22 protein-coding genes are annotated in these 25,225 nt (G+C 72.5%); 7 read left to right on the top strand and 15 right to left on the bottom strand.

Annotated features, from left to right (window positions below):
• Positions 1-168: 168 nt before the first annotated feature.
• The 6 genes from whiA to uvrA all read right to left on the bottom strand — a co-directional run bounded on the left by whiA (position 169) and on the right by uvrA (position 8,956).
• Complete coding sequence (gene whiA / locus ACFY2K_RS16280) at positions 169-1,149, bottom strand: DNA-binding protein WhiA (protein ID WP_188308910.1); 981 nt, start codon at positions 1,147-1,149, stop codon at positions 169-171.
• Entirely contained in the window at positions 1,140-2,225 is a 1,086-nt protein-coding gene (gene yvcK, locus ACFY2K_RS16275) for a uridine diphosphate-N-acetylglucosamine-binding protein YvcK (RefSeq protein ID WP_380396336.1), read from the bottom strand. The genes whiA and yvcK overlap by 10 nt, the downstream gene beginning before the upstream one ends.
• Positions 2,226-2,289: 64 nt before the next feature.
• The gene (gene rapZ, locus ACFY2K_RS16270) at positions 2,290-3,174 is read right to left on the bottom strand and encodes an RNase adapter RapZ (RefSeq protein WP_375888361.1); all 885 of its coding nucleotides are present in this window, start codon (positions 3,172-3,174) and stop codon (positions 2,290-2,292) included.
• A 118-nt stretch (positions 3,175-3,292) separates the two neighbouring features.
• Positions 3,293-5,350 (bottom strand): excinuclease ABC subunit UvrC, encoded by a 2,058-nt coding sequence (gene uvrC, locus ACFY2K_RS16265; RefSeq protein WP_375888359.1) that lies wholly within the window; start codon positions 5,348-5,350, stop codon positions 3,293-3,295.
• Between the two features lie 42 nt (positions 5,351-5,392).
• Positions 5,393-5,836, bottom strand: a complete 444-nt coding sequence (locus tag ACFY2K_RS16260; protein WP_375888356.1) for a Rieske (2Fe-2S) protein — start codon at positions 5,834-5,836, stop codon at positions 5,393-5,395.
• A gap of 123 nt (positions 5,837-5,959) precedes the next feature.
• A complete protein-coding gene (uvrA, locus tag ACFY2K_RS16255; protein WP_380592759.1) occupies positions 5,960-8,956 on the bottom strand; it encodes an excinuclease ABC subunit UvrA in 2,997 nt (998 codons plus the stop codon).
• A 268-nt stretch (positions 8,957-9,224) separates the two neighbouring features.
• Here uvrA and ACFY2K_RS16250 point away from each other — a divergent pair, with 268 nt between their 5' ends.
• On the top strand, positions 9,225-9,959 hold the full coding sequence (locus ACFY2K_RS16250; RefSeq protein WP_387711883.1) for a maleylpyruvate isomerase family mycothiol-dependent enzyme: 735 nt from the start codon (positions 9,225-9,227) through the stop codon (positions 9,957-9,959).
• Between the two features lie 57 nt (positions 9,960-10,016).
• On the top strand, positions 10,017-10,670 hold the full coding sequence (locus ACFY2K_RS16245; protein ID WP_380524182.1) for an MBL fold metallo-hydrolase: 654 nt from the start codon (positions 10,017-10,019) through the stop codon (positions 10,668-10,670).
• Positions 10,671-10,746: 76 nt separating this feature from the next.
• Here ACFY2K_RS16245 and ACFY2K_RS16240 read toward each other — a convergent pair whose 3' ends face one another.
• The 4 genes from ACFY2K_RS16240 to zapE form a co-directional block, all read right to left on the bottom strand.
• Positions 10,747-11,727 carry a TerC family protein gene (locus ACFY2K_RS16240; RefSeq protein ID WP_387711881.1) on the bottom strand — a complete coding sequence of 327 codons (981 nt, stop codon included), beginning with the start codon at positions 11,725-11,727 and terminating at the stop codon, positions 10,747-10,749.
• A 191-nt stretch (positions 11,728-11,918) separates the two neighbouring features.
• A complete protein-coding gene (locus ACFY2K_RS16235; protein ID WP_360236073.1) occupies positions 11,919-12,497 on the bottom strand; it encodes a TerD family protein in 579 nt (192 codons plus the stop codon).
• Positions 12,498-12,744: 247 nt separating this feature from the next.
• Complete coding sequence (gene uvrB, locus ACFY2K_RS16230) at positions 12,745-14,835, bottom strand: excinuclease ABC subunit UvrB (protein ID WP_380524186.1); 2,091 nt, start codon at positions 14,833-14,835, stop codon at positions 12,745-12,747.
• A 67-nt stretch (positions 14,836-14,902) separates the two neighbouring features.
• On the bottom strand, positions 14,903-15,952 hold the full coding sequence (gene zapE / locus ACFY2K_RS16225; protein ID WP_380592773.1) for a cell division protein ZapE: 1,050 nt from the start codon (positions 15,950-15,952) through the stop codon (positions 14,903-14,905).
• Positions 15,953-16,073: 121 nt separating this feature from the next.
• On the opposite strand from zapE, the gene ACFY2K_RS16220 reads away from it, so the two are divergent.
• From ACFY2K_RS16220 to msrB, 4 genes are all read left to right on the top strand, one after another.
• Positions 16,074-16,865, top strand: coding sequence for a pyrimidine reductase family protein (locus ACFY2K_RS16220; RefSeq protein WP_375888332.1), 792 nt, complete (start codon positions 16,074-16,076; stop codon positions 16,863-16,865).
• 51 nt (positions 16,866-16,916) lie between these two features.
• On the top strand, positions 16,917-17,378 hold the full coding sequence (locus ACFY2K_RS16215; RefSeq protein ID WP_380524189.1) for an indole-3-glycerol phosphate synthase: 462 nt from the start codon (positions 16,917-16,919) through the stop codon (positions 17,376-17,378).
• Positions 17,379-17,502: 124 nt separating this feature from the next.
• The gene (gene murC, locus ACFY2K_RS16210) at positions 17,503-18,891 is read left to right on the top strand and encodes a UDP-N-acetylmuramate--L-alanine ligase (protein ID WP_380524223.1); all 1,389 of its coding nucleotides are present in this window, start codon (positions 17,503-17,505) and stop codon (positions 18,889-18,891) included.
• A 22-nt stretch (positions 18,892-18,913) separates the two neighbouring features.
• The gene (gene msrB, locus ACFY2K_RS16205; protein ID WP_375888324.1) at positions 18,914-19,324 is read left to right on the top strand and encodes a peptide-methionine (R)-S-oxide reductase MsrB; all 411 of its coding nucleotides are present in this window, start codon (positions 18,914-18,916) and stop codon (positions 19,322-19,324) included.
• 60 nt (positions 19,325-19,384) lie between these two features.
• Here msrB and ACFY2K_RS16200 read toward each other — a convergent pair whose 3' ends face one another.
• The 4 genes from ACFY2K_RS16200 to ACFY2K_RS16185 all read right to left on the bottom strand — a co-directional run bounded on the left by ACFY2K_RS16200 (position 19,385) and on the right by ACFY2K_RS16185 (position 22,026).
• The gene (locus ACFY2K_RS16200; RefSeq protein ID WP_375888322.1) at positions 19,385-20,578 is read right to left on the bottom strand and encodes a cytochrome P450; all 1,194 of its coding nucleotides are present in this window, start codon (positions 20,576-20,578) and stop codon (positions 19,385-19,387) included.
• Positions 20,575-21,141, bottom strand: coding sequence for an ATP/GTP-binding protein (locus ACFY2K_RS16195; RefSeq protein WP_375888485.1), 567 nt, complete (start codon positions 21,139-21,141; stop codon positions 20,575-20,577). Before ACFY2K_RS16195 ends, ACFY2K_RS16200 begins: the two co-directional genes overlap by 4 nt.
• Before the next feature lie 88 nt (positions 21,142-21,229).
• The gene (locus ACFY2K_RS16190) at positions 21,230-21,583 is read right to left on the bottom strand and encodes a DUF742 domain-containing protein (protein ID WP_375888319.1); all 354 of its coding nucleotides are present in this window, start codon (positions 21,581-21,583) and stop codon (positions 21,230-21,232) included.
• Positions 21,580-22,026, bottom strand: a complete 447-nt coding sequence (locus tag ACFY2K_RS16185; protein WP_375888317.1) for a roadblock/LC7 domain-containing protein — start codon at positions 22,024-22,026, stop codon at positions 21,580-21,582. Before ACFY2K_RS16185 ends, ACFY2K_RS16190 begins: the two co-directional genes overlap by 4 nt.
• A 132-nt stretch (positions 22,027-22,158) precedes the next feature.
• Between ACFY2K_RS16185 and ACFY2K_RS16180 the strand changes: the two genes are divergently transcribed.
• Positions 22,159-23,514: an RNA-guided endonuclease InsQ/TnpB family protein gene (locus tag ACFY2K_RS16180; RefSeq protein ID WP_380639320.1), complete on the top strand. Its 1,356-nt coding sequence runs from the start codon at positions 22,159-22,161 to the stop codon at positions 23,512-23,514.
• Here ACFY2K_RS16180 and ACFY2K_RS16175 read toward each other — a convergent pair.
• Entirely contained in the window at positions 23,428-25,185 is a 1,758-nt protein-coding gene (locus tag ACFY2K_RS16175; RefSeq protein WP_387711876.1) for an ATP-binding protein, read from the bottom strand. The genes ACFY2K_RS16180 and ACFY2K_RS16175 overlap by 87 nt on opposite strands.
• Positions 25,186-25,225 lie beyond the last annotated feature (40 nt).

Raw genomic sequence — 25,225 nt, 5'->3', positions numbered from 1 at the left:
GACGACGGCCGGTGCCCGGAATCCGGACACCGGCCGCTGCTACTCGCCCGCTCGCCTCCGGGGCGCTCTGACCCGGCGCCGACGGTCGGCTCTCCCTCGCTCGCTTCTCCCTTTCGGCACCGGCGCGCCCCTTCGACTCGGGGCGGTCCGGTCATCGACCGCGAACGATCAGTTGAGCGCCATCTCGTCGGTCAGGTTGGCCTCGGTGCTCGGCAGGCCCAGCTCGGCCGCCCGCTTGTCGGCCATCGCCAGCAGGCGGCGGATCCGGCCGGCCACCGCGTCCTTGGTCAGCGGCGGGTCGGCGAGCGCGCCCAGCTCCTCCAGCGAGGCCTGCTTGTGCTGCATCCGCAGCTGGCCGGCCGCCGCCAGGTGCTCGGGCACCTCCTCGCCGAGGATCTCCAGCGCGCGCTGCACCCGGGCGCCGGCCGCCACCGCGGCGCGGGCCGAGCGGCGCAGGTTGGCGTCGTCGAAGTTGGCGAGCCGGTTCGCGGTGGCCCGGACCTCGCGCCGCATCCGGCGCTCCTCCCAGGCGAGCACCGACTCGTGCGCCCCCAGCCGGGTCAGCAGCGCGCCGATCGCGTCACCGTCGCGGATGACCACCCGGTCCACCCCGCGCACCTCGCGGGCCTTGGCCGGGATGCCGAGCCGGCGGGCCGCGCCGACCAGGGCCAGCGCCGCCTCGGAGCCGGGGCAGGTGATCTCCAGCGAGGAGGAGCGGCCCGGCTCGGTGAGCGAGCCGTGCGCCAGGAAGGCCCCGCGCCAGGCGGCCTCGGCGTCGCAGGTGGCCCCGGAGACGACTGCCGGGGGCAGGCCCCGGATCGGCCGGCCGCGGCCGTCCACCAGCCCGGTCTGGCGCGCGAGCAGCTCGCCGTCCTTGACCACCCGGACGACGAAGCGGCTGCCGCGCCGCAGGCCGCCGGGCGCCATCACCACGAGGTCGGAGGAGTGCCCGAAGATCTCCAGCAGGTCCTTGCGCAGCCGCCGCGCCGCCGCGCCGGTGTCCAGCTCCGCCTCGATCACGATGCGGCCGCTCACGATGTGCAGCCCGCCCGCGAACCGCAGGATCGCCGACACCTCAGCCTTGCGACAGCAGGCCCGGGTGACCGGGAGCCGGCTGATCTCGTCCTTCACCGCTGGAGTCATCGCCATGGCCCGATCCTTCCATGTGTCCGGAAAATCCGGTCGTACGCGGCTGCCAACAGCTCCGGGTCGTGTCGCGGGGTGCCGTCGGTGCGGGCCACCGTGCCGAGCACCAGTGCGGCACCCATCCGCTCGGCGGCCTTCTCCAGTCCGGCCAGGTCCGCCTGGCCGAAGGCGCCGCCCGTGACGGCGCGCTCGTCCACCAGGATCGCATCCACCGCGAGGTCGGGAGCGTGGTCGGCGATGACCTCCAGGTGGCGCTGCGGGGTGAAGCCCTCGGTCTCCCCGGGCTGCGGGGCCAGGTTCAGGGTGAGCAGGCGGCGGGCGCGGGTCTCCACCAGCGCCTTGGCCAGCTCGGGCACCAGCAGGTGCGGCAGCACGCTGGTGAACCAGGAGCCGGGGCCGAGCACCACCCAGTCCGCCTCCCGGACCGCCGTGACGGCCTCCGGGACGGCCGGCGGCCCGTCCGGCAGCAGCCGGATCGACTGCACGGTGCCGGGGGTGACGGCCACGTCGGCCTGGCCGCGGACGGCGGTGAGCTCGGCCGGGCGGGCCGGGTCGTGGCCGCGCACGGTGGCCTCGATGTCCAGCGGCACCGCCGACATCGGCAGCACCCGGCCCTGGACGTTCAGCAGCCGGCCAACCCAGTCCAGCGCCGCGACCGGGTCGCCGAGCTTCTCCCACAGCGCCACGATCAGCAGGTTGCCGACGGCGTGGCCGCCCAGCTCGCCGTTGCCGGTGAAGCGCTGCTGGATCACCTCGGACCAGGTGCGGCCCCAGTCGTCGTCCCCGCACAGCGCGGCCAGCGCCTTGCGCAGGTCGCCGGGCGGCAGCACCCCCAGCTCCTCGCGCAGCCGCCCGCTGGAGCCGCCGTCGTCGGCGACGGTGACCACCGCCGTGAGGTCGCTGGTGAGCCGGCGCAGCGCGGACAGCGACGCGGACAGGCCCTGCCCGCCGCCGAGCGCCGTGATCCGGGGGGCCGGATTGGCCCGGGCGGGACTGCTCCGCGGCCGACCCGGCGACGGGCCGGCCGCCCGCTCCGCGGTCCTGCTCTGCAGCTGTCGCCCGGGCACGTATCCCGCCACAATCACCTCGCGTTCCTCGGCCCCGCCACCGGCTCCGCCGGCGGCCCGGCAGGGAAGGCGGCGGTTACTCCCGACCCATGTCACGGTGGACGAGCACCGTCTCGACTCCGTCGGCGATGAGACGCTTGGTCAGACGCTCGGACATGGCGACGCTACGGTGCTTGCCACCGGTGCAGCCTACGGCAAGCGTCATGTAGCGCTTCCCCTCCCTGCGGTAACCCTCGGTGACGATGCGCAGCAGCTCGGCGTAGCCGTTCAGGAACTCGTTGGCGCCGGGCTGCTGGAACACGTAGTCGGCGACGTCCGAGTCGGTGCCGGTACGGGCCCGCAGCTCGGGCACCCAGTGCGGGTTCGGCAGGAAGCGGCAGTCCACCACCAGGTCGGCGTCGACCGGCAGGCCGTACTTGAAGCCGAAGGACATCACGGTGGCGCGCAGCTCGGGCTCGTCGTGGTCGGCGAACTGGGCGTCCAGCTTGGCGCGCAGCTGGTGCACGTTGAGGTTGGAGGTGTCGATCACCAGGTCGGCCTCGCCGCGCAGGTCGCGCAGCAGGTCTCGCTCCTGGGCGATGCCGTCCACGATCCGGCCGTCGGCCTGCAGCGGGTGCGGGCGGCGCACGCTCTCGAAGCGGCGGACCAGTGCGTCGTCGGAGGAGTCCAGGAAGACCACCCGGAGCCGGACGCCGCGCTTCTCCAGCTCGTCCAGCGAGGTCAGCAGGTCGTCGAAGAACTGGCGGCCGCGGACGTCCACGACGACGCCGATCCGGGCGACGTTGCCCTGGGAACGGGCGCCCAGGTCGACCATGGTCGGGATCAGGGCCGGCGGCAGGTTGTCCACCACGAACCAGCCCAGGTCCTCCAGGCACTTCGCGGCGGTGGAGCGGCCGGCTCCGGACATGCCGGAGATGATCACCAGCTCCGGTGCGTTCTCGGCCACGTCTGACACGGTCACTTCGGTTCCCCGCTCTCGGTCTTTCTGCTGGGGAGAACGCGCACGGCACGGCCGCCCTTCCCCGTCCCGGACAGTCCGGCGGGGTCGGGGCGCGCCGACAGACGGGCGGCGTCGGCCGTCATGGCGTCTCCTGGGATGGTGCGGTCTGGGGTGCTGCGGCCACCGGCTCGGCGGCCTCGTCGGCCCCGTCCTCGATGATCTCGCCGGTCGCGGTGTTGACCGCGGGTGCGGCGGGTGTACGGGACGACAACGCCGCCGCAACAGTTTCCGCGGTGCGGCGCCCGATGCCGGGTACCGCGCAGAGTTCGTCGACGGTGGCGGCCCGGAGCCTCTTCAGCGAGCCGAAGTGCTTGAGCAGCGCCTGGCGGCGAGTCTCGCCGAGGCCCGGGACGGAGTCCAGTTCCCCGGCGGTGAGTCGCTTGGAACGCTTGGCGCGCTGGTAGCCGATCGCGAAGCGGTGGGCCTCGTCGCGGACCCGCTGGAGCAGGTAGAGGCCCTCGCTGGAGCGGGGCAGCACGACCGGGTCGTCCTCGCCGGGCAGCCAGACCTCCTCCAGGCGCTTGGCGAGGCCGCACAGCGCGACGTCGTCGATGCCGAGTTCCTCCAGCGCCCGCTGGGCGGCGGCGACCTGGGGCTGCCCGCCGTCGACCACCAGCAGCTGCGGCGGGTAGGCGAAGCGCTTGGGGCGGCCGTCCTCGGTGCGCGGTCCGTCGCCCGGCTGGTCCTCGTCGGGCTCCTCCGGGACGGCCCACTCGCCGGTCTGCTCGCGCTCCTGGAGGTAGCGGCGGAAGCGGCGGCTGATCACCTCGTGCATCGAGCGGACGTCGTCCTGGCCCTCGAAGCCCTTGATCTGGAAGCGCCGGTACTCGCTCTTGCGGGCCAGGCCGTCCTCGAAGACGACCATGGAGGCGACCACGTCCTCGCCCTGGAGGTGGGAGATGTCGTAGCACTCGATCCGCAGCGGGACGGAGTCCAGTTCCAGCGCGTCGGCGATCTCCTGGAGGGCGCGGCTGCGGGTGGTGAGGTCGGAGGCGCGCTTGGTCTTGTGCAGGGCCAGCGCGTGCTGGGCGTTGCGCTGCACGGTGGCCATCAGGTCCTTCTTGTCGCCGCGCTGCGGGATCCGCAGGTCGACCTGGCTGCCGCGCAGTCCGCTGAGCCATTCCCGGACGGGGGCGGCCGGTTCGGGCAGGGCGGGGACGAGCACCTCGCGCGGGACGGACTCGTTGCGCTCGTCCGGGCCGGCGCCGCCGTAGAGCTGCTGGAGGGCGTGCTCCACCAGGCCGGCGGTGTCCACGTCCTCGACCTTGTCGGTGACCCAGCCGCGCTGGCCGCGCACCCGGCCGCCGCGGACGTGGAAGATCTGGACGGCGGCCTCCAGTTCGTCCTCGGCCACGGCCAGCAGGTCGGCGTCGGTGGCGTCGGCGAGCACGATGGCGTTCTTCTCCATCGCGCGCTTGAGGGCGCCGATGTCGTCCCGCAGCCGGGCCGCCTTCTCGTACTCCATCTCGACCGCGGCCTCCTGCATCTGCTCTTCCAGCCGGCGCAGGTAGTTGCCGGTGCGCCCGGCCATGAAGTCGCAGAAGTCCTCGGCCAGCGCCCGGTGTTCGTCCGCGGAGACCTTGCCGACGCAGGGCGCGGCGCACTTGCCGATGTAGCCGAGCAGGCAGGGGCGGCCGACCTGCCGGGCGCGCTTGAACACGCCGTTGGAGCAGGTGCGGACGGGGAAGACGCGCAGCAGCAGGTCGACGGTCTCGCGGATGGCCCAGGCGTGCCCGTAGGGGCCGAAGTAGCGCACGCCCTTCTTGTGCGCCCCGCGCATCACCTGGACCCGCGGGTACTCCTCGTTGAGGGTGACGGCGAGCTCCGGATAGCTCTTGTCGTCGCGGTACTTGACGTTGAACCGGGGGTCGAACTCCTTGATCCAGGAGTACTCCAGCTGGAGCGCCTCGACCTCGGTGGCGACCACGGTCCACTCCACCGAGGCGGCGGTGGTGACCATGGTCGCGGTGCGCGGGTGCAGGCCGGCGAGGTCCTGGAAGTAGGACGACAGCCGCGGCCGCAGGCTCTTGGCCTTGCCGACGTAGATGACCCGGCCGTGGGCGTCACGGAACTTGTAGACGCCCGGGGAGGTCGGGATCGCGCCCGGCGCCGGGCGGTAGGTGCTCGGGTCAGCCATGGGTCCACCGTACCGAGTTCGGCTGCACGTCGATCAACTGCTTCAGCTCGGAGTGACCTTGAGGTTCCCGCCCTCGACCGTGACGGCGTAGGAGGGCAGCGGGCTGGGGGCCGGGCCGTCCTGCACCGCGCCGTCGGCGATGGCGAACCGGCTGCCGTGGCAGGGGCACTGGATCTGCTGGTTCTTGACCTGGTCCACGACGCAGCCGGCGTGGGTGCACTTGGCGCTGAACGCCTTGTACTGGCCGGCGGTCGGCTGGGTGACGACGATCTTCTGCTCGCGGAAGACCTTGCCGCCGCCCTCCGGGACGGCCGAGGCGGGGCCGAGGTCCACCGGGCCCTTGGCGGCGCCGCCGGTGTCCGAGGAGCCGGCGGACGAGCCGCAGCCGGTGACCGCCACGGTGCCGCCGGCCGCCAGCACGGCCGCGGCTCCGCAGAGCAGGGTGCGCCGGGAGGTGGCGGGGCTGGTCTCGGGGGCCTCGGACATCGGTGCGCTCCTACGGTGTGCTGCTGCTGCGAGGGACCACGGAAGTCTATGCCGCACCCGCCCCGCCGCTCCCGGGATGTCCGGGGGCGGCGGGACGTCCGGGAGCGGCAGGGCGGGCAGGAGCTACTTCTTGGCCGCGGCGGCCCGCTTGCCCGGGGCCTTCTTGACGGCCGCCTTGGCCGCCGGGGCCTTGGCGGCCGTCGCGGCGGCCGCCTTCTTGGCGGCTGCCTTCTTCGCGGGCGCCTTCCTGGCGGGCGCCGGGACCGGGGCGTCGGCGAAGTCGCCCGGCAGGATGTCCCGCAGGAACTTGCCGGTGTGGCTCTCCGGGAAGGCCGCGATCTGCTCCGGGGTGCCCTCGGCGACCACCGTGCCGCCGCCGGAACCGCCCTCGGGGCCCATGTCCACGACCCAGTCGGCGGTCTTGATCACATCGAGGTTGTGCTCGATCACGATCACCGTGTTGCCCTTGTCCACCAGCCCGCTGAGCACCTTGATCAGCTTGCTGATGTCCTCGAAGTGCAGGCCGGTGGTGGGCTCGTCCAGCACGTAGACCGTCCGCCCGGTGGAGCGCTTCTGCAGCTCGGAGGCGAGCTTGACGCGCTGCGCCTCGCCACCGGAGAGCGTCGGCGCGGACTGGCCGAGCCGGACGTAGCCGAGGCCGACGTCGTTGAGCGTCCGCAGGTGGCGGGCGATCGCCGGGACGGCCTCGAAGAAGGCCAGCCCCTCCTCGATCGGCATGTCCAGCACCTCGGCGATGGACTTGCCCTTGTAGTGCACCTCCAGCGTCTCCCGGTTGTACCGGGCGCCGTGGCACACCTCGCACGGGACGTAGACGTCCGGCAGGAAGTTCATCTCGATCTTGATGGTGCCGTCGCCGGTGCAGTTCTCGCAGCGGCCGCCCTTGACGTTGAAGGAGAACCGGCCGGGCAGGTAGCCCCGGACCTTGGCCTCCTGGGTCTCCGCGAAGAGCCGGCGGACGTGGTCGAACACCCCGGTGTAGGTGGCCGGGTTGGAGCGCGGGGTGCGGCCGATCGGCGACTGGTCGACGTGCACCACCTTGTCCACCAGGTCGGTGCCGGTGATCCGGGTGTGCCGGCCGGGCACGCTGCGGGCGCCGTTCAGCTCCCGGGCGAGGTGGGTGTAGAGGATGTCGTTGACCAGCGTCGACTTGCCGGAGCCGGAGACGCCGGTGATCGCCGTGAAGGTGCCGAGCGGGAAGCCGACCGTGACGTCCTTGAGGTTGTGCTCGCGGGCGCCGTGCACCGTCAGCTGGCGCTTCTTGTCCCGCTCGCGGCGGGCCGCCGGGATCGGGATGGACCTCTTGCCGGAGAGGTACTGCCCGGTCAGCGACTCCTCGTTGGCCAGCAGCCCCTTCAACGCGCCGGAGTGCACCACCTTGCCGCCGTGCTCACCGGCGCCCGGGCCGATGTCCACCACCCAGTCCGCGGTCTTGATGGTGTCCTCGTCGTGCTCGACCACGATCAGGGTGTTGCCGATGTCGCGCAGCCGCACCAGCGTCTCGATCAGCCGGTGGTTGTCGCGCTGGTGCAGGCCGATGGACGGCTCGTCCAGCACGTACAGCACGCCGACCAGGCCGGAGCCGATCTGGGTGGCCAGCCGGATGCGCTGGGCCTCGCCGCCGGACAGGGTGCCGGCCGCGCGGTCCAGCGAGAGGTAGTCCAGGCCGACGTCGACCAGGAAGCGCAGCCGCTCGTTGACCTCCTTGAGGACCCGCTCGGCGATCTGCTTGTCCCGGTCGTTGAGCCTCATCGCGCCCAGGAACTCGGCGCAGTCGCTGATCGACATCGAGGAGACGTCGGCGATCGACCTGTCCTCGACGGTGACCGCGAGCACCACCGGCTTGAGCCGGGTGCCCTGGCAGGTCGGGCAGGGCACCTCGCGCATGTAGCCCTCGAAGCGCTCGCGGCTGCTGTCGCTCTCCGCCTCGGTGTGCCGGCGCTGGATGAACGGGACGGCGCCCTCGAAGCCGGTGCTGTACGAGCGCTCGCGGCCGAAGCGGTTGCGGTAGCGCACCTCCACCTGGTGCTTGTGCCCGTACATCAGCGCCTTCTTGGCGCGGGCGGGCAGCCCGGCCCAGGGGATGTCGGTGCGGAAGCCGAGCTCCCCGGCCAGCGCGTCGATCAGGCGCTGGAAGTACTCCTTGGCGTGCCCGGCCGACCACGGGTGGATCGCGCCCTCGTCGAGCGAGCGCTCGACGTCCGGCACGACCAGCTCCGGGTCGACCTCCATCCGGTTGCCCAGGCCCGAGCAGTCCGGGCAGGCGCCGAACGGCGAGTTGAAGGAGAACGAGCGCGGCTCCAGCTCCTCGAACGACACGTCGTCGTACGGGCAGTAGAGGTGCTCGGAGTACATCCGCTCGCGCTCCGGGTCGCCCTCGGGGAGGTCGACGAAGTCGAGCACGACCATGCCGCCGGACAGCCGCAGGGCCGTCTCCACCGAGTCGGTGAGCCGCCGCTTGGCGCTCTCCTTGACGGTCAGGCGGTCGACGACCACCTCGACGGTGTGCTTCTCCTGCTTCTTGAGCTTCGGCGGCTCGGCGAGCTGGACCGTCTCGCCGTCGACCCGGGCGCGCGAGTAGCCCTTGGACTGGAGGTCGGCGAAGAGGTCGACGAACTCGCCCTTGCGCTCGCGCACCACCGGGCTGAGCACCTGGAACCGGGTGCCCTCGGCGAGCTCCAGCACCTTGTCGACGATCGCCTGCGGCGACTGCTTGGCGATCGGGCGGCCGCAGTGCGGGCAGTGCGGCTTGCCGATCCGGGCGAACAGCAGGCGCAGGTAGTCGTAGACCTCGGTGATGGTGCCGACGGTCGAACGGGGGTTGCGGTTGGTGGACTTCTGGTCGATCGAGACGGCCGGGGAGAGGCCTTCGATGAAGTCGACGTCGGGCTTGTCCATCTGCCCGAGGAACTGCCGGGCGTAGGAGGACAGCGACTCGACGTAGCGGCGCTGGCCCTCGGCGAAGATCGTGTCGAAGGCGAGCGAGGACTTGCCGGAGCCGGAGAGGCCCGTGAAGACGATGAGGGAGTCGCGGGGCAGGTCGAGCGAGACGTTCTTGAGGTTGTGCTCGCGAGCACCGCGGACGATGAGGCGGTCGGCCACTGCTTCTGGCGCCTTTCTCCGGACGAGAGGGCTTGCGGTGTGTGGGGTGTTCTTCTTCCAGGATGCGGCAGCCAGCCTATAGCTCAGACGTTCGAATCTCGACTTCGTCCAGTGGAGTCCACCCGAACGAGTGACAGCGCCCGCCGGACCGTCCGTACCCGGACCGAAAAACCCCTGCTCAGGACCGGGAACCGGGCGGTAGCGTCGGCTGGTCAACGAGCGAAGCCCCCTCCGGGCAACGCACCGCCCCGTACAGAAGGCAGATCCGATGACCGACCCGCAGTCCGCAGCCGCGATCGCCGCCGAGCACCTGGCCCTGGTGGAGGACGGCACCCGGGCCCTGCTGGAGACCGTCGCCGGGCTGGCGCCCGAGGCCCTCGCCGAGCCCTCTGCACTCCCCGGCTGGACCCGCGGCCACGTACTCGCCCACGTCGCCCGCAACGCCGACTCCCTGGTCAACCTGCTGACCGGTGCCCGCACCGGCACCGACATCCCCCAGTACGCGAACGAGCAGGCCCGCGAGGACGGCATCCAGGAGGGCGCCGCCCGCCCGCTGGAGGCCCAGCTCGCCGACCTGCGCGAGTCCCACGAGCACTTCCTGGCGGCCGTCGCGCTGATGACCCCCGAGGACTGGGCCGCCGAGGTGCGCCACCGCTCGGGCGCGGTCTTCCCGGCCCGCGACCTCGTCTGGAAGCGCCTCGGCGAACTGGAGTACCACCTGGTCGACCTGGACGGCGGTTACACCCCCGCCCACTGGCCGGAGGTCTTCGCCGTCACCGAGTTCCGCAAGCTCGCCACCAGGCTGGCCGGCGCCGACCTGCCCGCCGTCGAGCTGGTCGCCGAGGACACCGGGGACAAGGGCCTGATCGGCACCGGCGGCGCCGCCCTCACCGTCCGCGGTCCCGTCCGCGCCCTGCTCGCCTGGCTCTCCGGCCGCTCCGCCGGCACCGACCTGCCCCGCACCCCCGACACCGCCCTCCCCCCGCTTCCCCCGCTGGGCTGAGGGCGCGAGGATGATCCCGAACCCTGTTTCAGTCGGACCCTGACGAGGAGCGGACGGATGACGTACCACGGAGCGGTCAAGGTCGGCGGGCCGCCGGACGTGCGCGAGCTGGCCCACCTGATCATCAGCAAGGTGGCCGTGGGCCCGTACGACAACAACGCGTACCTGCTGCGCTGCCGGGCCACCGACGAGCAGCTGCTGATCGACGCGGCCGCCGACGCCCCGGTGCTGCTGGAGACGGTCGGGGACGCCCTGGCGACCGTCGTCACCACCCACCGGCACCAGGACCACTGGGGGGCGCTGGCCGAGGTGGTCGCCGCCACCGGCGCCCGCACCGCCGCCGGGGAGCACGACGCCGAGGGCATCGACGTGCCGACCGGGCTGCGGCTCGCGGACGGCGACACCCTGCGGGTCGGCGAGGTCGGGCTGACCGTCCGGCACCTGGTCGGGCACACCCCGGGCGCGATCGTGCTGGTCTACGACGACCCCCAGGGCCACCCGCACGTGTTCACCGGCGACTGCCTCTTCCCGGGCGGCGTCGGCAACACCTGGGGCGACCCGGCGGCCTTCGACAGCCTCTTCCGGGACGTCAACGAGAAGGTCTTCGACGTCCTGCCCGACGAGGCCTGGGTCTACCCCGGCCACGGCAACGACACCACCCTCGGCGCGGAGCGCCCGCACCTCGCCGAGTGGCGCGAGCGCGGCTGGTAGCCCGCCCCCGGACGCGGAGGGACCCCGCGACGCAGTGCGCGTCGCGGGGCCCCTCCGCGTTGCCGCCCGGGCGGGGTCAGGCGTCCAGCTTCTCGGACTCCCGCTCGGCCTGCTCGGCCTTCTTCGAGGCCATCAGGCTGGTCACGGTGGTCACGGCCAGCACCACCACGATGAAGCCCAGCGAGAACGGGATGCCGATCTCCGGGACGTGCGCGCCGGCCTCGTGGGCGGCGTGCAGCACCAGCTTCACGCCGATGAAGCCGAGGATCACCGACAGGCCGTAGCTCAGGTGGACCAGCTTCTTGAGCAGTCCGCCGATCAGGAAGTACAGCTGGCGCAGCCCCATCAGGGCGAAGGCGTTGGCGGTGAAGACCACGTACGGGTCCTGGGTGAGGCCGAAGATGGCCGGGATCGAGTCCAGCGCGAACAGCACGTCCGTGGTGCCGATCGCCAGCATCACGATCAGCATCGGGGTGATCAGCCGGCGGCCGTTCTCCCGGACGAACAGCTTGGTGCCGCGGTAGTCGTCGGTGGACGGGAAGCGCCGGGTGATCGACTTGAGCAGCCGGTTCTCCTCGAACTCCTCGTCCTCCTCGTCGGCCCGGGCCTCCTTGATCAGCTTCCAGGCCGTCCAGATCAGGAAGGCGCCGAAGATGAAGAACACCCAGGAGAACTGGGTCACCAGCGCCGCACCGCCGGCGATGAACACCGCCCGCAGCACCAGCGCGATGATCACGCCGAACATCAGCACGCGCTGCTGGTAGATCCTGGGCACCGCGAACTTGCCCATGATCAGGATGAACACGAAGAGGTTGTCGACACTGAGCGACTTCTCGGTGATGTACCCGGCGAAGAACTCACCGGCCGGCTGCGCCCCGGAGTGCCACCAGAGGAAACCGCCGAAGAGCAGCGCCAGCACGACCCAGACGGCCGTCCAGATCCCGGCCTCCTTGATCGAGACCTCGTGCGGCTTGCGCCCCCCGATGAAGAAGTCCGCCACGATCAGTGCGATCAGCACACCGATCGTGGTGACCCACATGGTTACGGAAACGTCCACTACTGCTCCTCCGGCAGGTAGGCGAGACAGTCATCGTCACTGCCGGAGGTCTCTTCCGCCCGTCGGGCCAGCGCCCCGGGATGCCGCGACGGGCATCCGTGATGACGGGGTCGGCTGTCGAGGAATACTCCCCTCCGCTGCCATCGAGAGTAACAGGACGGGCAAGGAAAGGTAAAGAAGGTAAAGAACCGTCAGAGGAACGGCTCGATCGCCGGCAGCAGGTCCTGGAAGGTCCGCCCCTTCGCCGGGGCGCCGATCGCCTGCATCTCCCAGCCGCCGTTGCCGTCCCGGACCACCTTCGCCATGATCTGCCCGGTGTGCGGCCCGCCGCCCGCCAGCTCGTACCGGGCCAGCTCCACCCCGGTCGCCTCGTCCACCAGCCGGCAGTGCGCCTGGCTCACCTCGGCGAAGGTCTGCCCGGTGTACGAGCTGACCGTGAACACCACCTGGGTGATGTGCGGCGGCACGTGCAGCAGGTCGACCAGGATCGCCTCGTCGTCCTCGTCCCCGGAGCCGCCCTCCAGGTTGTCCCCGGTGTGTCGCACCGAGCCGTCGGTGGACTCCAGGTGCTGGAAGAACACCACGTCGGACGGGGTCCGCTCGGCGTACAGCAGGGCCGAGGCGTCCAGGTCGATCTTCCTGGTCCGGCTGCCGAACAGGCCCCGCTTGGGCGCGGCCTGCCAGCCCAGCCCCATCCGCACCACGGTCAGGGCGGCGCCCGCCCCCTTCTGGAGGCTGACCCGCTGCCCCTTGGCAAGGTTCACCGACACGACGTTGTCCTCTCTGCCGGCCGCACGGTCGCTGCCGCACGGCTCCCCGGTGGAACACCCCGTCGCCGTCCCCCGGCTGAGGCCCCCTCTGCTACCGGCCCGCGACCCCGTCCCGGAGGCGCGATGCCGCAGGCCAGCCTAGGGCCTGCGGCACCCGCGACTCCTCCGGGTTACCCGGTTTGTGGCAAGGATGAGACACCGCGGGGCTTGACCGGTGCCGAACCGGCCAAGCCCCGCACGGCGGGCCTCAGGCCACACCGGCCTCGCGCATCTGCCGCAGCTCCTTCTTCAACTCCTTGACCTCGTCGCGCAGCCGCGCCGCGACCTCGAACTGGAGGTCCGCGGCGGCCGTGTGCATCCGGTCCGTCATCTCCTGGATCAGCTCCGCCAGCTCGGCGGCCGGCAGCGACTTGGCCGGCTTGCGCTCCGCGCCCAGCGCCGGCACCGGGGCCTTGCCCTTGCCCTGGCCCCGGTAGCCGCTGGAGAGCAGCTCGTCGGTGTCCACGTCCTCGCGGGCGAGGGTGTCCAGGATGTCGCCGATCTTCTTCCGCAGCGGCTGCGGGTCGATCCCGTGCTCCTTGTTGTAGGCCTGCTGCACGGCCCGGCGCCGGTTGGTCTCGTCGATCGCCTTCTCCATCGACGGGGTGATCCGGTCCGCGTACATGTGCACCTGGCCGGAGACGTTGCGGGCCGCGCGGCCGATCGTCTGGATGAGCGAGGTGCCCGAGCGCAGGAAGCCCTCCTTGTCCGCGTCCAGGATCGCCACCAGCGACACCTCGGGCAGGTCCAGGCCCTCGCGCAGCAGGTTGATGCCGACCAGCACGTCGTACCGGCCCGCCCGCAGCTCGCGCAGCAGCTCCACCCGGCGCAGGGTGTCCACGTCGCTGTGCAGGTACCGGACCCGGATGTCCAGGCCCAGCATGTAGTCGGTGAGGTCCTCGGCCATCTTCTTGGTCAGCGTGGTGACCAGGACGCGCTCGTTCCTCTCGACCCGCTTGCGGACCTCGTGCACCAGGTCGTCGATCTGGCCCTCGGTCGGCTTGACGATCACCTCGGGGTCGATCAGGCCGGTCGGGCGGATGATCTGCTCGACCTGGCCGTCGCCGCGCGACAGCTCGTACGCGCCGGGCGTCGCCGACAGGTACACCGTCTGGCCGATCCGCCCCAGGAACTCCTCCCACTTGAGCGGCCGGTTGTCCATCGCCGAGGGCAGCCGGAACCCGTGCTCGACCAGCGTGCGCTTGCGCGAGGCGTCGCCCTCGTACATCGCGCCGATCTGCGGGACGGTGACGTGCGACTCGTCGATGACCAGGAGGAAGTCCTCCGGGAAGTAGTCCAGCAGGGTGTTCGGCGGGGAACCGGGCTCGCGGCCGTCGAAGTGCATCGAGTAGTTCTCGACGCCCGAGCAGGTGCCGATCTGACGCAGCATCTCGATGTCGTAGGTGGTGCGCATGCGCAGCCGCTGGGCCTCCAGCAGCTTGCCCTGCTTCTCCAGCCTGCCGAGCGTCTGCTCCAGCTCCTGCTCGATGCCGGTGACCGCCCGCTCCATCCGCTCGGGGCCGGCCACGTAGTGCGAGGCGGGGAAGACGTAGATCTGCTCGTCCTGGCTGATGATCTCGCCGGTGAGCGGGTGCAGGGTGTACAGCGACTCGATCTCGTCGCCGAACATCTCGATCCGGACGGCGAGCTCCTCGTAGACCGGGAAGATCTCGATGGTGTCGCCGCGGACCCGGAAGGTCCCGCGGGTGAAGGCCACGTCGTTGCGGGCGTACTGGATGTCGACGAAGCGGCGCAGCAGCACGTCGCGGTCGATCTCCTGGCCGACCTTGAGCGGGACCATCCGGTCCACGTACTCCTGCGGGGTGCCGAGGCCGTAGATGCAGGAGACCGAGGCGACCACGATCACGTCGCGACGGGTGAGCAGCGAGTTGGTCGCCGAGTGCCGCAGCCGCTCGACCTCCTCGTTGATCGAGGAGTCCTTCTCGATGTAGGTGTCCGTCTGCGGGACGTACGCCTCCGGCTGGTAGTAGTCGTAGTACGAGACGAAGTACTCGACCGCGTTGTTCGGCAGCAGCTCGCGGAACTCGTTCGCCAGCTGCGCGGCCAACGTCTTGTTCGGCGCCATCACCAGGGTGGGGCGCTGCAGCTTCTCGATCATCCAGGCCGTGGTGGCCGACTTGCCGGTGCCGGTGGCGCCGAGCAGGACGACGTCCTTCTCCCCCGCCCTGATCCGCCGTTCCAGGTCGGCGATCGCCGCCGGCTGGTCACCGTTGGGCTGGAAGGGACTGACGACCTCGAAGGGCGCCACGGACCGCTCAATACTCGTGATGGGACGCACGCCTCCACCGTACGGCGCCCCACCGACAACCGACGCCGTTCCGGTCAACCGCCCGGGCGGCGGGCGTTCACCCCAGCTTCTCGCTGTCGCGGGCCAGGGCGACCAGGCGGGAGACGGCGCGGAGGTACTTCTTGCGGTAGCCGCCGCGCAGCATGTCCTCCGGGAAGACCTGGTCGAAGGGCAGGCCGGAGGCGGTGACGGGCAGCTCGCGGTCGTACATCCGGTCGGCGAGGACGACCAGGCGCAGCGCGGTGGACTGGTCGTCGACCTGGTGCACGCCGCGCAGGCAGACCGCGCTGACGTCGTCCAGCAGCGCGCCGTAGCGGCTGGGGTGGACGGCGGAGAGGTGGGCGAGCAGGGCGTCGAAGTCGTCCAGCGAGGCCCCGGGGGTGCGGGCGGCGACGGCCTCGACGGTGTCGTCGGGGTACGGCGGCGGGGCGTCGGGCAGGCCGCGGTGGCGGTAGTCCTGGCCGTCGATCCGCATCGGGCGGAAGTGGGCGGACAGGCCCTGGATCTCGCGCAGGAAGTCGGCGGCGGCGAAGCGGCCCTCGCCGAGCTTCTCCGGCAGGGTGTTCGAGGTGGCGCACAGCTTGACGCCGTTCTCGACCAGCCGGCCGAGCAGCGTGGAGACCAGCACGGTGTCGCCCGGGTCGTCCAGTTCGAACTCGTCGATGCAGAGCAGGGTGTGCCCGGAGAGGGTCCGGACGGCCTGCTGGAAGCCGAGCGCGCCGACCAGGTTGGTCAGCTCGACGAAGGTGCCAAAGGCCTTGGGGCCGGGGGCGGCGTGCCAGAGCGAGGCGAGCAGGTGGGTCTTGCCGACGCCGTAGCCGCCGTCGAGGTAGACCCCCGCCGGGCCGGTGGGCGCGGGGGCGGAGCGGCGGAACCAGCTGCGCTTGGGCGCGGAACCGTTTCCCCCTCCGAGGGTGGCCGCGAACTGCTCCAGGACCTGGACGGCCTCGTACTGGCTGGGCTGGTTCGGGTCCGGGATGTACGTCCCGAAGCTCACCTCGGCGAACCGGGGCGGCGGGACCATCTCGGCGACCAGCCGCTCGGCGGGCACGACGGGGCGGCGTTCGGTGAGTGCGATCGGGGCGCCGGCCGGGCTCTCGGCGGCTATCGACTCGGTCGCGGGGGCGGGGCGGGAGGCTGCGGGCACGTTAGTAGAGGGTACGCCTGGTGCCCGCGCCCTCCGAACCCGCTCCCGGCCCCGGCCGGCCCCGCGGTGGAAGACTGGGGACATGCAACAGTTGATCAGCCCGCTGGGCGCTCCGGTCGCCGATCCGTCCGACCTGGAATCGCTCGCCGCCGTCTACGCGTACCCCGACCAGGTGAATCGGGGGCGCCCGTGGCTGCGGGCCAACATGGTGGCGGGGCTGGACGGCGGTGCGCGGCTCGACGGCCTCTCCGAGGGCCTCTCCGGGGACGCCGACAAGCGGATCTTCGGTGTGCTGCGGGCGCTGTCGGACGTGGTGCTGGTGGGCGCCGAGACGGTCCGGGCGGAGGGCTACCGGCCGGCCCGGGCCCGGGCGGACTTCGCGGCCGCGCGGGCCGCGGCGGGGCAGTCCCCGGCCCCGGCGATCGCGATCGTGAGCCGCTCGCTGGACCTCGACCTCACCGCGCCGCTGTTCACGGAACCGCTGGTCAGGACGGTGGTGATCACCGTCGAGGACGCCCCGCAGGAGCGCCGCCGGGCGGTCGCCGGGGTGGCCGACCTGGTGCTCGCCGGGCAGGGCTCGGTGGACCTGCGGGCGGGCGTGGCGGCCCTGGTGGAGCGGGGCTGGACGCGGCTGCTGACCGAGGGCGGCCCCCGCCTGCTGGGGCAGCTGGCGGCGGCGGGACTGCTGGACGAGCTGTGCCTGTCGCTGGCCCCGCTGGTCACCGGCGGCGACGCGCCGCGCATCGTCCGCGATGCGGAAATGCCGGACGTGCAGCGGATGCGGCTGGTCTCATTGATCGAGCAGAAAGGATTCCTCTTCACCCGCTACCTGCGTCACCTGGGTTCGGATGACCCCGTGACCCCCCGATCGTGATCCCGTTATGCGATGCCGGGGCCCGGGGGCCGGCCACTGGAAGGGACTCACGTGTTCAAGACGGTACTGATGATCGAAAAGGCGCTCTCGGACGCGGACGTGGAGCTCGTCACCACGCTCCACAGCGACGAGAAGGTGTCCTTCGTCGTCCTGATGCAGCCGCGCGGCAAGCAGGACGAGTTGCTGCGGGCGCTCGACGACGTCGCCCTCGGCCACCTCGACAAGGTGGTGCACGAGCACGACGAGTCCGCGGGCGGCCCGACCGTGGCCGGCGAATCGCTGGAGCACAGCCTGCGCCACCTGCGCCGGGCCGGGGCCGAGGCGGTCGGCGAGCTGGTCGAGGAGAAACCGCTGGACCGGCTGCGCGCCGTGGTCCGCGAACAGGAGGCGGACGAGGTGGTGGTGCTCACCTCGCCGCACTTCGTGGAGGAGTTCTTCCACCGCGACTGGGCCTCCCAGGCCCGCCACAAGGTGGGGGTGCCGGTGCTCAGGCTCTTCGCCAGCGACTCCTGACTCCGCCCGCCGGTGGTGCAGAATCGTCCTTGCGGTCCGCCCGCGAGGACGATTCGCACCCCGGCCGCCTGCCCACCAGATCCCGCCCGTACGGAGCCACGCCTTGAACGACGCCGCGCACGACCTGCACGCCCCGCACTTCATCGGCATCGGCGGCGCCGGGATGTCCGGCCTGGCGAAGATCCTCGCGGTGCGCGGTGCCAGCGTCTCCGGCAGTGACTCCAAGGAGTCCGAGACCGTCCTCGCGCTGCGCGCCCTCGGCGCCACCGTGCACGTCGGCCACGCCGCCGAGCACGTGCCGGACGGCGCCAGCAGCATCGTGGTCTCCAGCGCGATCCGCGCCGACAACCCCGAGCTGGTCGCCGCCCGCGAGCGCGGCATCCCGGTGGTGCACCGCTCCGACGCGCTGGCCGCGCTGATGGGCGGCCGCCGGGCGCTGGCGGTGGCCGGCACCCACGGCAAGACCACCACCACCAGCATGCTCGCCGTCGCCCTCGGCGAGCTGGGCCTGGAGCCGTCCTACGCGATCGGCGGCGACCTGGACGCGCCCGGCTCCAACGCCCGGCACGGCGTCGGCGAGATCTTCGTCGCCGAGGCCGACGAGAGCGACCGCAGCTTCCACAAGTACGCGCCCGAGGTGGCGATCGTGCTCAACGTGGAGCTGGACCACCACGCCAACTACGCCTCGATCGACGAGATCTACGAGTCCTTCGAGACCTTCGTCGGCCGGATCACCCCCGGCGGCACCCTGGTCGTCTCCGCCGACCACGACGGCGCCCGCGAACTGACCTCCCGGGTGGCCGCCCGCGAGGGCCTCCACGTGGTCACCGTCGGCGCCGCCGAGGACGCCGACCTGCGCGTCCTGTCGGTGGTCGCCCACGGCATGACCAGCGAGGTCACCGTCCTGCTGGACGGCGAGGAGCTGACCTTCACCGTCTCGGTGCCCGGTCGGCACTACGCCCACAACGCGGTGGCCGCGCTGGCCGCCGGCGTCGCGCTGGGCGTCCCGGCCGCCGACCTCGCCAAGGCGCTCGGCGCCTACACCGGCGTGCGCCGCCGGCTCCAGCTCAAGGGCGAGGCGGCCGGCGTCCAGGTGATCGACTCCTACGCCCACCACCCGACCGAGATGACCGCCGACCTGGAGGCGATCCGGGAGGGCCTGGAGGGCGACGGCCGCGTCCTGGTGGTCTTCCAGCCGCACCTGTTCAGCCGCACCCAGCAGCTCGCCGAGGAGATGGGCCGGGCGCTGGCGCTGGCCGACGCCTCGGTGGTGCTGGACATCTACCCGGCCCGCGAGGACCCGATCCCCGGGGTCACCAGCGAGCTGATCCTCGACGCCGCCCGCCGGGCCGGCGCCGACGTCACCCCCGAGCACGACTTCGCCGCCGCCCCCGCCCTGCTGGCCGGCCTGGCCCGCCCGGGCGACCTGCTGCTCACCATGGGCGCCGGCGACGTCACCAACCTGGGGCCCGAAATTCTCAAGCACCTCGCGAACGTTGCTTCCAACGTCTGACGTACGCCGAGCGGGAGTCGTGATGAGCTACGAGATCCAGAAGTCCGAGGCCGAGTGGCGCGCCCAGCTCAGCCCCGAGGAGTACCACGTGCTCCGCGAGGCGGGCACCGAGCGGCCCTTCGTCGGCGAGTACACCGACACCAGGACGGTCGGCGTGTACGCCTGCCGGGCCTGCGGGACGGAGCTGTTCAGCTCCGAGACCAAGTTCGACAGCCACTGCGGCTGGCCCTCGTACTACGCGCCGCTGGCCGGGGACCGGGTCGAGTACATCGAGGACACCTCGCTCGGCATGCGCCGGGTCGAGGTGCGCTGCGCCAAGTGCGGCGGGCACCTGGGGCACGTCTTCGAGGGCGAGGGCTACGGCACGCCGACGGACCAGCGGTACTGCATCAACAGCATCTCGCTGACCCTGCGGCCGGTCGAGGAGAGCTGACCGCCGGCGCCGAGGGCCCGGACCGCTCCGGCGGCCGGCCCCTCGGCGCTGTCCGGCCGGCTATCCCGCGACCGGGGCGAAGCGGACCGGCAGGTGGACCAGGGCGCGGTGGAACGGGCCCGGGCGCCAGAGCAACTCACCTGCCGGGGTGGCCAGTTCGAGGTCGCTGAGCCGACTGGTCAGCTGCTCGATGGCGGTGATCGCGATCAGCAGGGCCGGGTCCCGGGCCGGGCAGGCGTGCGGGCCGGCCGCCCAGGCCAGGTGGGCGCTCTCCCCGCTGCGCAGCTCGGTGCCGTCGGTGGCCGGCGCCGCCTGGGAGTTGGCGGCCGCGTAGGAGACCAGCACCAGCGAGCCGGCCGCGATCTCGCGGCCGTGGAAGGTGATGTCGTACCGCGGGTAGTGGGCCGAGAGGTTGGCCATCGGCGGCTCGTGCCACAGCACTTCGTCGATCGCCTGGTGGGCGGTCATCGCGCCGCCGAACAGCGAGCCGGCGTAGCGGGCGTCGGTGAGCAGCCGCAGCAGGGCGTTGCCGATCAGGTTGGTGGTCGGCTCGTGCCCGGCGATCATGGTCAGGGTGATCTGCCGGATCACCTCGTCGTCGTCCAGCCCGACCGGGTGGGTGACGAACCAGGAGGCCAGGTCGTGCCGGGGGCGTTCGCGGCGCTCGGCGACCATCGCGGTGACCACCGCGACGAGCTTGCCGTACGCGGCACCGGCCCGGGCGCCCGACTCGATCAGCCCGGTGATCGCCGCCACCACCTCGGCGTGCTCCTCCTCCGGCACGCCGAACCCGGTGGTCAGCACGAAGGCGGGCAGCTGGCGGGCGTACTCGGCGATCAGGTCGGCGCTGCCGACGGCGGCGAAGCGGTCGATCAGCTGGTGGGCCACCTCGGCGACCTGGCGCTGCAGCCGGTGCGGTTCGAGCAGGGCCAGGCCGTCGGTGATCACCGCGCGGTAGCGGGCGTGCGTCGCGCCGTCGCTGAACAGCGCGGTGGGGCGGTAGCCGAGCACCGGCAGCAGCGGGGAGTCCGGCGGGACGGTCGCCTGCCAGGCGCGGGAGTCCTTGGAGAAGGTGTCGGTGTCGCGCAGCAGGTCCAGGGCGGCCTGGTAGTCGGTGACCAGCAGGGCCTCGACGCCGGGGGCGATCTCGACCGGGGCGACGGCGCCGTGGCGGCGCAGCCGCTCGTACACCAGCTGGGGGTCGGCGGCGAAGACCGGGCCGTAGATCGGGGTCGGTCGGGTCTCGACGGTCACGGGCGTTCCTGGGGATCGGTGGCGGTGGCGGTGGCGGGCAGGGTCTCCAGGACGTGCTCGGCCAGGGCGATCAGCGCGTCGAGGCTGCTGCCGCGCTCGCGCGCGTCGCACAGCAGCAGCGGGGTCGCGGCGTGCAGGTCCAGGTGGGCGCGCAGCACCTCGGGCGGGTGCTCCGGGGAGTCCGGGAAGGTGTTGACGGCGACGGCGTACGGCAGGCCCTGCTCCTCGACCATGTCCATGATCTCGAAGGAGTCGGCCAGTCGGCGGGTGTCGGCGAGCACCAGCGCGCCCAGGGCGCCGCGGGCGATGTCCTGCCAGAGCGGGAAGAAGCGGCGCTGGCCGGGGGTCCCGAACATGTAGAGCACCGTGTTGCCGGGCAGGGTGAGCCGGCCGAAGTCCACCGCGACGGTGGTGGTGGTCTTCTCCGGCAGGCCCGCCAGGTCGTCCACCGGCCGCCCGGTCTCGGTCATCGCCTCCTCGGTGTGCAGGGTGGCGATCTCGGAGAGGGTGCGGATGAGCGTGGTCTTGCCGACCCCGAACGGGCCGGCGACCACCAGTTTCATCAGCAGCTGGTCCCGGTCGGGCAGGTAGCCCACCCGGCTCGGCCCTGCGGCCGGGAGGTCCTGGCCGGGGCCGGGGCCGCTGCCGGGGTCACCGGAGCGCACGGAGTCCAACGAGGAGCCTCTCGACGATGGAGCGGTCGGTCTGCTGGGCGCGCGGGATCGGCGCGCGGGCGCGCAGGCAGCCCGCCTCGACCAGGTCGGCCGCCAGGAAGACGGTGGCGCTGACCGGCAGGCGCAGGTGCGCGGCGGCCTCCACCACGGTCAGCGCGCCGGGGCGCAGCAGCTCCCAGAGCCGGCGGTGCTCGGGGTCGAGGTCGCCGGGCGGTTCGGCGCGGTCCGCGAACAGGACGGTCAGCCGCTCGAAGCCGTCGGTGCCGGGGCGGCTGCGGCCGCCGGTGGCCAGGTAGGCGGGCACCATCCGCCTGCGGGGGACGGCGCTCATGACCCGGTCGGGGTGCCCTGCGCGCCGGCCTCCTGCTGCCGGGGCGGGCTGGCCAGGGCCCGGCCGAGGGCGGCGACCTGGAGCTGCATCTGGTAGGCCACGTTGCCGAGTTGGGCGTCCGGGGCGGTGAACACGGCGAGCGAGGTGTTCTCCCCGGCGGGGACCACGATGGCGTAGCCGAGGTCGGACTCCACCACGGTCTGGGCCAGCCGCGGCCGCTCGACGTCGGTGAAGGCGGTGGTGAAGGCGCGGGCCGCGGCGTGCACGGTGGCGGTCATCGCGGCGACCCGCTCGGCGGAGGCCCGGCCGAGGCCGTCGGAGGCGGCCTCGACGAGGCCGTCACCGGTGGCGACCACCGCGTGCAGCACCCCCGGAAGCTCCAGCAGCGGGTTCAGCACCCAGGAGATCTCTTCGGTGGCGGTCGGGCTGGGCGAGCTGCTCACTTTTGTACTCCCAGGGTGCTCCCGGCGTCGGCCGGGGGAAATGGGGGCCGTTCCGCCCTGCCGCACAGCGGCGTGCGGGCTCAAGGCATGTGGGTAGGAGCCGTTGTCGGTGGCTCCGGCTAGGTTGATCGTGTGCATCTGAGGTACTCCTATCGCGCCTATCCGACGGCGAGTCAGCGCGTGGCTCTGGCACGGACGTTCGGGTGCGCGCGGGTGGTGTACAACGACGCCCTCGCGACACGGAGGGACGCCTGGAAGGACGGCCTGCCGTACCCGAAGGCCACGGACTTGCAGAAGCAGGTCATCACAGCGGCGAAGAAGACTCCGGAGCGGGCGTGGCTCGCCTCGGTGGGCGTGGATCCGTTGATCCAGTCCCTCCGGGATCTGGACACGGCCTACCGGAACTTCTTCGACTCGGTGGCCCGCAAGCGGGAGGGCCGACCGGTCGGCCTGCCTCGGTTCAAGTCGAAGCGTGACGCCCGGCAGTCGCTGCGGTTCACCCGCAACGGCTTCCGCGTCCGGTCCAACGGGAAGCTGAACCTGGCGAAGATCGGCGATGTGCGGGTGAAGTGGTCGCGGGCGCTGCCCGCCGACCCGTCGTCGGTGACGATCGTGCTGGACCCGGCTGGGCGCTACCACGCGAGCTTCGTCGTGGACGTGGAGCCGTGCCACCTGCCCGAGGTCGATGCCGAGCTCGGCATCGACCTCGGGCTGACCACCTATGCCGTGCTCTCCGACGGCAGCGTGATCGACAATCCGCGCTTCCTGCGTAAGGCCGAGAAGCGGTTGAAGGCCGCGCAGCGGGAGCTGTCCCGTAAGGCCAAGGGGTCGAAGAACCGGGCCAAGGCCCGCCGCAAGGTCGCCAAGGCACACGCCAAGGTGGCCGACACCCGCAGGGACTGGCTGCACAAACAGACCACCAGGATCATCCGCGAAACCCAAGCGGTGTACCTGGAGGATCTGAACGTACACGGCCTCGCCCGAGGCCGCCTGGCCAAATCCGTCCACGATGCCGGATGGGCCACCTTCCGCCGACTGCTCGAAGAGAAAGCCGCACGGCGCGGGCGCACGGTCGGGATCGTGCACCGCACGTTCCCGTCCTCTCAGCTCTGCTCGGAGTGTGGGCACCGTGACGGTCCCAAGCCCCTCGCGATCCGCGCGTGGTCCTGCCGCGCATGTGGTGTGCTGCATGACCGTGACCTCAACGCCGCTCGCAACATCCTGGCCGCCGGGCAGGCGGACAGGCTAAACGCCCCTGGAGGGCCGGTGAGACCCGACGTGGCGATCCCACGCCGGGCACGGCCCGTTGAACGGGGAACCCGCCGGAACGCCGGCCGTACGGGGCAGGAGCCCCGCGCAGCAGGTGCGGCCGGAATCTCCCGGCCTCAGCCGGGGAGGATGTCAATGCTCGACTCCTTCTATGTCTGTCGGACCGGTGGTGTCGCCACCGGCGACGCCGTTCCGGGTGATCGCGCTGTCTTCGGGTGAGGCGCTGCCCGGGGCGGCCTGTGCCGCCGCGGCCCGGCCGGAGTCGGTGCCGCGCTGCAGGGCCTGCCAGTGGGCGGCGGCCCGCTCGGGGGTGCGGACGTACGGTGCGGGCTGCTCCCCCGGCCCTCCCGCCGTCCCGGCGGTCGGTGCGCCGGGCGCCGCCCCCGGTTCCTCGCCGGTGCGCGGACGCCGCCGCCGTCGGCTGGGCAGGCCGCTGCCGTCCCCGTCGGGGGTGGCGGCGGTGTCCGGGTCGGGGACCACGTGGATGGCCGGCGCCGGATGCGGGCCGGGCTGGTTGTGGCGGTCGGCGAGCACCGGCGGGGCCTGCTCGTCGGCGTCGCGCATCGGCGGGACGGCCGCGACGGTGGGCGCCGGTGCCGGGCCGCTGCCGGCCCGCAGCGGCAGCGGGGTGAGCACGGACAGCGGCTGCTCGTCGTCCACCGTGGTCACCAGCGCGGCCGGGATGCGCAGGAGGGTCCGCATGCCGCCGTACGGCGAGGGCTCGATGTGGCAGGTGAAGCCGTACTGGCGGGCCAGCTTGCCGACCACCGCGAAGCCGGTCTTGGGCGGGTTGCCCAGCTCGGTGAGCAGCACGTCCGACGGGCCGGCCAGCAGTCGGCGGGCCCGGCGCAGCTGGTCCTCGTCCATGCCGATGCCGCTGTCGTCGACGATCACCAGTGCGCCGCGGCCGCCCTGCTGGACGGTGACCGGGACGTCGGTCTCCGGGTGGGAGTAGGCGGTGGCGTTGGCGAGCAGTTCGGCGATGGCGATGGCGATCGGCTCGGCGGCCCGGGCGACCACGGCGAGCCGCTGCTCGCGCAGGTGGTTGGCGACCTTGATCCGGGCGTAGCCGGGCACCCGGGAGAGCGCGCCGACGACGACCTCGGCGAGCGGGGAGTCGGTCCGGGCCAGGCCCGGCCAGGCCTCGCAGAGCACGGCGACGGTCTGGATCCGGCGCAGCGCGACCTCGTTGCGGAAGTCGACCTCCAGCAGCCGGGGGTCGTCGTTGTCGTGCTGGAGCTGCTGGACCAGGCTCTGGATCTGGTAGAGCAGGGTCTGGATCCGGGAGGTGGCGCCGCGCATGGCGGCCCGGGCGGCGGCGTCGACCCGCTCGCGCTCGTCGGCGAGGGCCGCGGTGGTGGCGTCCAGGACGGACTGCAGGGCCCGGACGCCCTCGGGGCCGACGGCCTGCGGGTCAAGCGGGCCGACCGTCGGGGCGTTGGTGTGGGTCAGCCGGACGGCCGTGGCGGCGACCCGCTCCTGGGCGAGGTGGCCGATCTCCGCCAGCAGCGCGGCGCCGCCGCGGTCCGCGGCGGCCAGCCGGGCCTCGGCGGCCGCGGCGCGGGCGTTCGCCTCCCCGATGCCGGCGTTCGCCTCCCTGGCCCGGGCGTTGGCGGCGGCGCCCCGCTGGTCGGCGGCCCGGGTGTGCTCCTCGGCCCGCCGGGTCTGCTCGGCGGCGTTCCGTACGGCCTCCTGGGCCTCGTCCCGCTGGCGTTCCGCGCGGGCGAGTTTGGCCTCGGCGGCGCGGGCCTGCTGCGCGCCCTGGCCGAGCGCGGCCTCGGCGGCCACCGCCCGGCGGACGGCCGCGGCCCGGCCGCGGGCGAGCACGACCGCGGCCGCGGTGGTGGCCAGCGCCAGGACGATCAGCGCGATCAGCGCGATCTGCGTCATCGGGGTCCTCGGGTGTCCTTGCTGCTCGGCCCGGGCCGGC

The sequence above is a fragment of the Kitasatospora sp. NPDC001309 genome (assembly GCF_042896295.1).
Taxonomy (GTDB): Bacteria; Actinomycetota; Actinomycetes; order Streptomycetales; family Streptomycetaceae; genus Kitasatospora.
The sequence above is the reverse complement of the archived record's forward strand: the minus strand, read 5'-3'. Positions and strand labels throughout refer to the sequence as shown.

Excerpts from the sequence above, each read along its gene's own strand:
- whiA (WP_188308910.1), bottom strand. The coding sequence starts at position 1,149 with ATGGCGATGACTCCAGCGGTGAAGGACGAGATCAGCCGGCTCCCGGTC.
- uvrC (WP_375888359.1), bottom strand. The coding sequence starts at position 5,350 with ATGGCTGACCCGAGCACCTACCGCCCGGCGCCGGGCGCGATCCCGACC.
- ACFY2K_RS16260 (WP_375888356.1), bottom strand. The coding sequence starts at position 5,836 with ATGTCCGAGGCCCCCGAGACCAGCCCCGCCACCTCCCGGCGCACCCTG.
- ACFY2K_RS16250 (WP_387711883.1), top strand. The coding sequence starts at position 9,225 with ATGACCGACCCGCAGTCCGCAGCCGCGATCGCCGCCGAGCACCTGGCC.
- ACFY2K_RS16245 (WP_380524182.1), top strand. The coding sequence starts at position 10,017 with ATGACGTACCACGGAGCGGTCAAGGTCGGCGGGCCGCCGGACGTGCGC.
- ACFY2K_RS16220 (WP_375888332.1), top strand. The coding sequence starts at position 16,074 with ATGCAACAGTTGATCAGCCCGCTGGGCGCTCCGGTCGCCGATCCGTCC.
- msrB (WP_375888324.1), top strand. The coding sequence starts at position 18,914 with ATGAGCTACGAGATCCAGAAGTCCGAGGCCGAGTGGCGCGCCCAGCTC.
- ACFY2K_RS16195 (WP_375888485.1), bottom strand. The coding sequence starts at position 21,141 with ATGAAACTGGTGGTCGCCGGCCCGTTCGGGGTCGGCAAGACCACGCTC.
- ACFY2K_RS16190 (WP_375888319.1), bottom strand. The coding sequence starts at position 21,583 with ATGAGCGCCGTCCCCCGCAGGCGGATGGTGCCCGCCTACCTGGCCACC.
- ACFY2K_RS16175 (WP_387711876.1), bottom strand. The coding sequence starts at position 25,185 with ATGACGCAGATCGCGCTGATCGCGCTGATCGTCCTGGCGCTGGCCACC.